The organism is Actinomadura sediminis, from assembly GCF_042675525.1.
GTDB classification, from domain to species: Bacteria; Actinomycetota; Actinomycetes; order Streptosporangiales; family Streptosporangiaceae; genus Spirillospora; species Spirillospora sediminis.
This window is the reverse complement of sequence record NZ_JBHTJA010000087.1, coordinates 22,392-30,676: the sequence shown is the minus strand read 5'-3', so window position 1 is coordinate 30,676 and position 8,285 is coordinate 22,392. Positions and strand designations below refer to the sequence as shown.

Here is an 8,285-nt window from a genome sequence, read left to right as displayed (position 1 = left end):
AGCGACCCCGCCCCCAGCGCGACCGTGGCCAGGACGAACATGTGCGGCAGCTCGTACGCCAGTCCCTGGGCCAGGAACCGGTAACCGCCGACCAGCGAGAAGGCCGAGTTGACGCCCCATCCGGTGAGCCACAGCGACGCCCACGCCACGACCTCCATCGCGTTGAACCACACGATGCCCACCGGCAGGTCCCACACGCGCGTCTCCCCCAGCGGAATCACCGTCGCGGCGAGAAGCGCCGCCGCCGGAAGGCTGATCACGCCGGTCCGCACCAGCAGGACGTCGGACGCGAGCGTCCTCCGCCGCTGCTGCACGAGGAGCCGGACGCCCTCGCGCAGCGGCGCCGCGGGGCCCGCGCCCGCGCGGAGCACCGAATCCATCGCGGCGGCCGAATAGGTCAGCCCGGCCAGCAGCAGCGGGAGCGCCACCACGGCCCAGACGGGCGTCGCCTCACCCACCGGCCACCTCCGCCGGCACCGCGAGCTGCGCCAGGTCCGGATCCAGACTCGCGACGATCAGCCGCGCCGCCGAGAACTCCGCTCCCTCCAGGAGCGCGGGCAGGAGGTCCAGCATCGCCGCGGACGGCCGCCGCTCGATCGGCCCCCGGGGGCCGTCCGTCCCGCCCAGCGGCTCACGGTCGCCGACCCGCCCGATCGCCGCACCGGCCTCGTCCAGCCACCCCCGCAGGCGGGCGAGCACGTCTCCGGGACGGCGGGCGGACGGACCGCTCAGCCCGTACCGATCCGCCGTCGCACGCCCGATGACGCCCACGTCCCGGAGCATCCAGCGCAGCGTCCACGACCTCCGGACGCGGCGCGAGAGGCCGGCGAACCGCACCGCCAGCTCGTCCCCGGGCGCCCCGGCGACGGCGTCGTCGCGCAGAACCCGGGCCCGGTCGGCGGCGTTCGTCCAACCGGCCACCGCGAGCAGCCGGGCGATGCTGTCGAGGTGCGCGGCGGCCCGGCGCCGTTCGGCCTCCCCCGCCGGCACGCGGTGCCCGGCGGCGGCCCGCAGCCACGGCTCGTCCCAGAAGGACGGCGGGCCCTCCCCGCCGTCCGCCGCACCGGCTTCCGCGGCCTGGACGACGTCACCCTGCAACGTCAGGTGGACCACGAGGCCCGCAGGCCAGTCGTGGAGGGCCGGACCGAGCGGAACGTGCAGGACGTCGAGCTTCAGCCCGTCACGGTCGTCCGCCCGTCCGGCCATGGGCAGCCCCATCGGCGAACCCATGTGGTGCTCGTGGCCGCCGCCGTGGCCGGTGTCGTGGCCGGTGTCGTGGCCGGTGCCGTGGTCGGTGCCGTGGCCGGTGTCGCCCTCTTGCTCGTCCTCGGCGTCCTGCTCGTCCTCGGGGGACCAGCCCCGGCGAGCGGCGGCATCGGCCCACTGGGCCGCCGTGTCGGCCAGTTCGCCGGCCGCCCGGTCCAGTGCGGCGCCGACCTCCTCCGCCGACGCCGTGTCGGCCAGCCGGACGCGGGCCCGGGGCCCGGGCATGTCGTCCCAGGTCACGTCCGCCGCCGACGCCAGCTCCGCGCCCGGGGCGCCGCACACGACGAGTGTCGTCGCCGCCGCCGGGGACGCGACCGTCCGGCCGCCGCGCCGCCGCAGACCGTCCTCGACGAGCAGCCGGGTCCGGGTCGCGCCGGGCGACGTGACGACGAACGCGCGCGGCCGTGCCGTCGCGAAGCCGAGGAGCCGGGCCCTCACGTCCACCGGAACGCCCCCTCGCGCCACGCGTAGACGACGCCGACCACGAGGAAGCCGAGAAACAGGAACATCTCCACGACGGCCTTGACCCCGACGGACGCCGCGACCACCGCCCACGGGTACATGAAGACCATCTCCATGTCGAAGGCCAGGAACACCATCGTCACCACGTACCACCGCACGTGGTAGCGGGACAGGGCGTGTTCCTGGGGCCGTGTCCCGGACAGGAAGGGGCCTGCGGCGACCGTGCCCGGCGGCGCCAAGGCCACCGAGAACGCATAGACGGCCGCGACCGCCGTTCCCAGCACTCCCAGAAGGGCGAGTACCGCCAGGTAAGTCTGCATTCGGAGTCCCTGGTCCGGCTTCGTCCTACGCGTGGTAGGAGATCTTGCACCGTGGCGACTACCCAGCCGGCGGGGGACTACTCGCCCCACGTCCGCCATCGGTACCGGCAGAAGACCGCGGGACGTCCCGCTTCGATGTGCGGACCCGGGAAACGGCGGCTCGGCGATGGGTCCGCCACCTAGACATGGTCGTCGATCCCCGTACGCGTCGAACCCGCCGGAACGCCACCGGCACGCGCCCCGCCGCGGGGGTCGTCCGACGGGCCGGTGGTCGTTGAGAAAAAAGTGTCGAGGGTTTGTCGATCCGCCGGGGCGGCGTTCGACCTATGGTCGACCGACCGTCCGGGGCGCCGCCCCGGGCACCATCAGAAGGAGCATCGCTATGGGATTCATCAAGTCCAGCCTCTTCATCTCCCTCGACGGCGTGATCGAGTCGCCGGAGACCTGGCACTTCCCCTACTTCGACGACCAGATGGGCGCCGTCGTCGGCGCGCTGATGAACGAGGCCGAGGCGACCCTCCTCGGCCGGCGCACCTACGAGGGGTTCGCCTCCTACTGGCCGGACGCCGACCCCGCCGACCCGATGACGGAGGCCATGAACGGTGCGCGCAAGTACGTGGTGTCCGACACCCTGACCGAGGCGACATGGCAGAACTCCTCGCTCGTCAACGGCGACGTCGCGGCGGAGCTGACCAAGCTCAAGGCGGACACCCGGCTCGGCACCACCGGCAGCGCCACGTTGGTGCGCTGGATGCTGGAGCAGGGCCTGGTCGACGAGTTGCACCTGCTCGTGCACCCGATCGTCGTCGGCCGCGGCGCGAAACTGTTCACCGACGGCCAGACCGTCCCCTTGAAGCTCATGTCCTCGACGACCTTCGAGGCCACCGGCGTCGTGCACCTCGTCTACACCAACGACGACGCGCCCAAGGAACAGTCGCCCGCCACCGCCTCCTGAACCGGGCGAAGGCATCGCGGGGACCGCGGCTGGACGGTCCCCGCGATACCCGCACTACGTCACATCGGTGCGCAGGCCCTCCTGGTAGGCACGGACGAGGTTCCGCGGCACCAGGGTCCTCTTGCCTTCGACCGTGATGGGCACCAAGTCCGGGGGTGCCGCCTTCCACTGCGCGCGGCGCTTGCGGGTGTTGCTCCTGGACTTCTTCCGCTTGGGGACGGCCATGGTGCTCCTACCAGCTCGACTTGGTGACGCCCGGGAGTTCGCCGCGGTGGGCCAGTTCGCGGAAGCGGACCCGCGACAGCCCGAACTTGCGCAGGTGCCCGCGCGGGCGGCCGTCGACGGCGTCCCGGTTGCGGACCCGGGTGGCGCTGGCGTCCCGCGGCTGGCGGCGCAGTTCCCGGACGGCGGCCTCGCGGATCTCGTCGGCGGTGTGCGGGCTGCGGATCAGGCGCTTGAGCTCGGCGCGGCGGGCCGCGTGGCGGGCCACGATCTCCTTGCGGCGCTCGTTCGCGGCGATCTTGCTCTTCTTCGCCATCAGACCTTCTCTCCACGGGCGCGGATGCGCGCGACGGCCGCCTCGATGCCGATCTTGTCGATCGTCTTGATCGCACGGGCGGACAGCCGCAGCCGCACGTACCTTCCTTCACCGGGCAGCCAGTACCGCTTGCTCTGGATGTTGGGGTCGAACCGGCGCGGGGTGCGCCGGTGCGAGTGCGACACCTTCTTGCCGAAGGACGGCTCGGCGCCGGTCAGCTGACAGCGGGCGGACATGGGACTCCTCTCTGGCCGGGGCGCGTGCCCGCGCCCCGCGTGTAGGGGGTTCGGCATTCGCCGCCCCCGACGCGCACCATGATAGCGATAATCATTTTCATTGGCTCGGCGGTGGAAGGGACGCCGCCCGGGGCCTCACACCGTTCCGACGGCGACGAGGGACGAGGCGTCGAGCGCGTCGACGCGTTCGGCCTCCAGGCTCTCGAGGAAACGATCGCGCACCCGGTCGACGGCCTTGTCGTCGAGATCGAGGAGCATCGCGCGGAAGCCGCTGCCGAGCACCAGGTCCCAGGCGTTGTCGAGGGTGAGCGGTACCCGCCGGTCGATCCGGTGCACGCTCACGTCCCGCAGGCCGAGGCCCGCGGCCCACTCCCCCAGCGTCTCCTCCGCATTGATCCGGCGGGCGGCGCGACGCGCGGGCGGCTCGCCCCGCCCGGACGCCCCACCCGGACGCCCGGCGTCCAGGCTGCGGAACAGCAGGGCGCCGAACTCCTCCAGCGCCCCCTCGGCCCAGGTGGCCACGGAGAACCGGCCGCCGGGACGCAGCAGGCCGGCCAGCCGCCGGGCGGAGGCGTCCATGTCCGGCAGGAAGAAGATCCCGTACCCGCACAGGACCAGGTCGTACGGCCGCGGCGCGGACCACTCGGTCACGTCGGCGGCATGGAACGCACCTGCTCCAGCCGCTCGGCCGCGGCGCGGACCACTCGGTCACGTCGGCGGCATGGAACGCACCTGCTCCAGCCGCTCGGCCGCGGCGCGTCGCCGCCCCAGTTCGACCAGGCCCTCCGCGAGGTCCACGGCGTCCACCCGTCCGGTGGCGCCGACCGCGCGGCCCGCCGCGATCGCCGAGGCGCCGCCGCCGCAGCACGCGTCCAGCACTCGCTCGCCCGGGGCCGGGCGGACCCGCTCCACGTAGGCCTCGCCGAGCGGGTCCCACAGCAGCGACGCGGCCGCGCCGTGATCGCGGGCGGCGGCGTCGAAGACCCGGCCCGTCTGCGAGGATCGGGACGATCGCGTCTGTTCTCCTGTTCGCACCGTGCTCACCGTGCGCCGTGCGGCGCCCGGCCTGAAACGATCGCCGGGCCGCGACCCGGTCCATGCGGACGATGACCGCCGACGGATCGGCGGGCGGCGCGTGCCGCCCGGCGCCCGGCGATCGCGCGTGCCGCCGCCACGACCGCCGTCACTCCCCCGGGGGCGCGTCCGCGCCCGGAGCGAGTTCCACGATCCGGTCGCAGAACGCGGCCGTGTCCGGACGGTGGGTGATGACGAGGGTCGCCCGGCGGCTCGGACGGGCGAGCAGCTCACCGAACGCGGCCTCGGCGCCGGGGTCGAGCGAGGCCGTCGGCTCGTCGAGGACCAGGACGCGGGGGTCGGTGAGGAGCGCGCGGGCGATGCTCACCCGGGCCCGCTGCCCGCCCGAGACGCCCGCACCGCCGTCGCCGACCACGGTGGCCAGGCCGTCCGGCAGCCCGGCGGCGGGGCTCAGCAGGCCCGCGTCGGCGGCGGCGCGGCGCACGGCGTCGTCGGACGCGTCGGGCGCGGCGAGGCGGATGTTGCGGGCGAGCGTCCCGCTGACGAGCCGCGCGTCCTGCGGCACCGCGCCGACGAGCGCGCGGAGGCGGGCGTCGGGCAGGTCGCGAAGGTCGATGCCGCCGACCCGCACCGATCCGGTGTCGGGGTCCCACAGGCGCAGCGCCAGGCGCGCCGACGTGCTCTTGCCGGAACCCGAGGGGCCCATGAGCGCGACGGTCTCGCCCGGCGCGACGTGCAGGTCGAAGCCGTCGAGCACGGGCGGCTCCTCCGGCGCGTAGCGGAACGCGACGTTCTCGAAGCGCAGCCCCTCGGACGGGTCGGGGTCGGCCCGGCACGGGACGCCCGGTTCCGGGGCGGTCTGCGGACGGTCCAGCACCGCGACGATCCGCCGGGCCGCCTCCCGCAGCGCGCCGGCGTTGCGGAGGAGGTCGGTGAGCTGCGCGGCCGGGCCGAGCGCGGCGACCGCGACGGTGAACGCGAGGGGGACGGCGGACGCGGGCAGCTCGCCGACGCCCGCGGCCGTGACGGCGAGGGCACCGATCGCCGTGGCGGACAGCGTCAGGTCGCCGAGCGCCCGTTCGGCGCCGATGCGCGACGCCGGGCGCGCCTCGCCGCCGGCGACGGCGCGCGCGACGTCCGCCAGGTGCGCGCGGCGGCGGCCCACGGCGTCGGCGGCGGCGAGTTCCCGCAGCCCCTGCACGGTTTCGACGAGGTCGGCGCGCAGGGCCGCGCGGTGGCCGGACAGCCGTCGCGCCTGCCGGGCGGAGATCCCCGACATCGTCCACGGGATCGCCACCGCCGCCGCGAGGAGCGGCACCCAGACGAGCAGCAGCGCCGGGTTCACCAGCAACGAGACGGCCGTGGTCACGGTGAGCACGGCCCCCGCCGTGAGGGTCTGGGCGACGGTGTGCGCGTAGAGCCATTCGAGGGACTCGGCGTCGGCCATCGCGACGGCGCCGAGGTCCCCGCTGCGGCGGGCGTCGGCGCGATCGGGGACGCTGCGGCGCAGGGCGTCGAACACCCGCCCGCGCAGCATGCCGATGAGCGAATAGGCCAGGTCGTGGGAGCAGTGCGCCTCCAGCCACGTGCACGCCGCCGCCGTCACGGCGAGCCCGGCCAGGCCGGCGGCCCAGAGCGCCGGCTCGCCCAGCGGGCCTCCCCCGGCCGCGGCGGACACCGTGCCCGTCAGGTGGGCCAGGAGCAGGGCGAGCCCGAGCACGGCGAGCTGCGCGCCGAGGCTCGCCAGCACGGTGCCCAGGAACGCCCCGCGCCGCTCGGCGATGATCGGCAGCAGCCGCACCACCGCGTTCACGCCACCGGCTCCCGTTCGCAGGGCCCGACGGCCGTGCCGGCGTCGATCCGGACGACCGCGTCGGCCTCCGCCACGACGGACGCGCGGTGCGCGATCACGATGCGGGTCGCGCCCGCGGCGTGGGCGCGGATCCCGCGGAGCACGCGGCGTTCGGTGCCGGCGTCGAGCGCCGACGTCGCCTCGTCCAGGACGAGGACGGCAGGGTCGGCGAGCAGGGCCCGGGCGATCGCGATCCGCTGCCGCTGCCCGCCGGAGAGGTTCGCGCCGTGCTCGTCGAGGACGGTGTCGTAGCCGCCGGGCAGCCGGGTGACGAACGCGTCGGCGTCGGCCGCGCGGGCCGCCGCCCGGACCTGCTCGTCCAGGGCGTCCGGGCGGGCGATGGCGATGTTCGCGCGGACGGTCCCGGAGAACAGGAACGGGTCCTGCGCGACGAGCTGGACGCTCGCCGCGAGCGCGGCCGGAGTCAGCGCGGCGAGCGGCCGCCCGCCGATGCGGACGTCGCCGCCGTCGGGGTCGTGCTGCCGTTCCAGCAGCCGGGCGATGGTGCTCTTGCCCGATCCGGACGGTCCGACGATCGCCGTGGTCGCGCCGCCCCGCGCGCGGAACGACAGCCCGTCCAGGGCCGGGCGGGGCGGGCCGCCGGACACCGCCGGGTAACCGAAGCGCACCCCGCGGAACTCGATCTCCGGGCCGGGCTCGGCCGGGACGGGATCGGCTCCCGGAACGAGGGCCGGGCGGGCCGCGCGGAGTTCCTCGAGCCCGTCGACGGCGGCCAGGCCCAGGTACCCGGCGTGCCAGGCGCCGCCGAGTTCGGCGACCGGGCGGAAGCACTCCCGGGAGAGCAGGAGGACGAGCAGGGCCCGGTCGGCCGGCAGGTCACCGGCCGACGCGGCCGCCAGCGCGGCGAGCACCGCGCCCGCGATGCCCGCGTGCGCGGCGAACGTGCTCACGCCGGACTCGGCGAGCGAGAACCGAAGCTGCGCCATCGTCTCGGCGGTGAGCGCCCGCGAACGTTCGCGCAGGTCCGACGCGGTGCGGCCGCCGGCACCGGCGATCCGCAGCAGCGGGATCGCCTGGGTCATCTCGAGGTAGTCGGCGGCGAGCCGTTCGAACCGGCCCCAGCGGCGCCGTCCCGAGCGCAGCAGCCGGGCGTCCCACAAGCGCGGCAGGACGAGCGCGGCGGCGACCGCGACGGCGAGCACGGCCGCCGACGGAGGGTGCGCCGCGGCCACGGCGGCGACGATCGCGGGCGGCGCGACGGCGGCGACCGCCAGTTGCGGCAGGTACCGGGAGATGTAGGCTTCGACGCCCTCGACCCCGTCGACGACGGTCGCGATCACCTGCCCGGTGCGCGCCCGTCCCGTCCAGGCCGGGCCGAGCCGGGTGACGCGCGCGACGAGGTCGTCGCGCAGCCGGGACTTGGCGGCGCCGCCGACCCGGGCGGCGAGGACCTCCCGCCACCAGACGGCGGCCGCGCGCACCGCCGCGACCCCCGCGACGGCGAGGAGGCCGCGCAGGGCCGCCTCGCCGTCGCCGCGGATCAGCGCGGTGAGGATCAGCGCGACCAGGAACGCCTGGGCGGCGAACAGCGCGGTCACGGCCAGGGACAGGCCCGCGAGCGCCGCGATCCCCCCGGCGGACCGGGCGGCCATGCGCAGGA

11 protein-coding genes are annotated in these 8,285 nt (G+C 75.7%); 1 reads left to right on the top strand and 10 read right to left on the bottom strand.

What is annotated here, in order from left to right; translation table 11 throughout:
* The 3 genes from ACFQ11_RS29235 to ACFQ11_RS29225 all read right to left on the bottom strand — a co-directional run.
* On the bottom strand, nucleotides 1–458 hold a 458-nt coding region (locus tag ACFQ11_RS29235), incomplete at its 3' end, for an NADH-quinone oxidoreductase subunit H (RefSeq protein ID WP_378304427.1).
* Nucleotides 451–1,710, bottom strand: a complete 1,260-nt coding sequence (locus ACFQ11_RS29230; protein ID WP_378304425.1) for a hypothetical protein — start codon at nucleotides 1,708–1,710, stop codon at nucleotides 451–453. The genes ACFQ11_RS29235 and ACFQ11_RS29230, both read right to left, overlap by 8 nt.
* Nucleotides 1,701–2,048, bottom strand: coding sequence for an NADH-quinone oxidoreductase subunit A (locus ACFQ11_RS29225; protein WP_378304423.1), 348 nt, complete (start codon nucleotides 2,046–2,048; stop codon nucleotides 1,701–1,703). Before ACFQ11_RS29225 ends, ACFQ11_RS29230 begins: the two co-directional genes overlap by 10 nt.
* Before the next feature lie 382 nt (nucleotides 2,049–2,430).
* Between ACFQ11_RS29225 and ACFQ11_RS29220 the strand changes: the two genes are divergently transcribed.
* The gene (locus tag ACFQ11_RS29220) at nucleotides 2,431–3,003 is read left to right on the top strand and encodes a dihydrofolate reductase family protein (RefSeq protein ID WP_378304421.1); all 573 of its coding nucleotides are present in this window, start codon (nucleotides 2,431–2,433) and stop codon (nucleotides 3,001–3,003) included.
* Between the two features lie 54 nt (nucleotides 3,004–3,057).
* Here the strand turns inward: ACFQ11_RS29220 and rpmF are convergent, their stop codons facing one another.
* The 7 genes from rpmF to ACFQ11_RS29185 form a co-directional block, all read right to left on the bottom strand.
* On the bottom strand, nucleotides 3,058–3,228 hold the full coding sequence (rpmF, locus tag ACFQ11_RS29215) for a 50S ribosomal protein L32 (RefSeq protein WP_378304419.1): 171 nt from the start codon (nucleotides 3,226–3,228) through the stop codon (nucleotides 3,058–3,060).
* A 7-nt stretch (nucleotides 3,229–3,235) separates the two neighbouring features.
* Nucleotides 3,236–3,541: a 30S ribosomal protein S14 gene (rpsN, locus tag ACFQ11_RS29210; RefSeq protein ID WP_378304416.1), complete on the bottom strand. Its 306-nt coding sequence runs from the start codon at nucleotides 3,539–3,541 to the stop codon at nucleotides 3,236–3,238.
* A complete protein-coding gene (gene rpmB, locus ACFQ11_RS29205) occupies nucleotides 3,541–3,777 on the bottom strand; it encodes a 50S ribosomal protein L28 (RefSeq protein ID WP_378304414.1) in 237 nt (78 codons plus the stop codon). The genes rpsN and rpmB overlap by 1 nt, the downstream gene beginning before the upstream one ends.
* 135 nt (nucleotides 3,778–3,912) lie before the next feature.
* On the bottom strand, nucleotides 3,913–4,428 hold the full coding sequence (locus ACFQ11_RS29200; protein ID WP_378304412.1) for a class I SAM-dependent methyltransferase: 516 nt from the start codon (nucleotides 4,426–4,428) through the stop codon (nucleotides 3,913–3,915).
* Between the two features lie 57 nt (nucleotides 4,429–4,485).
* Nucleotides 4,486–4,812 (bottom strand): class I SAM-dependent methyltransferase, encoded by a 327-nt coding sequence (locus ACFQ11_RS29195; protein WP_378304410.1) that lies wholly within the window; start codon nucleotides 4,810–4,812, stop codon nucleotides 4,486–4,488.
* Between the two features lie 148 nt (nucleotides 4,813–4,960).
* Entirely contained in the window at nucleotides 4,961–6,625 is a 1,665-nt protein-coding gene (locus ACFQ11_RS29190; protein WP_378304407.1) for an ABC transporter ATP-binding protein, read from the bottom strand.
* Nucleotides 6,622–8,277: an ABC transporter ATP-binding protein/permease gene (locus ACFQ11_RS29185; protein WP_378304405.1), complete on the bottom strand. Its 1,656-nt coding sequence runs from the start codon at nucleotides 8,275–8,277 to the stop codon at nucleotides 6,622–6,624. The genes ACFQ11_RS29190 and ACFQ11_RS29185 overlap by 4 nt, the downstream gene beginning before the upstream one ends.
* Nucleotides 8,278–8,285 lie beyond the last annotated feature (8 nt).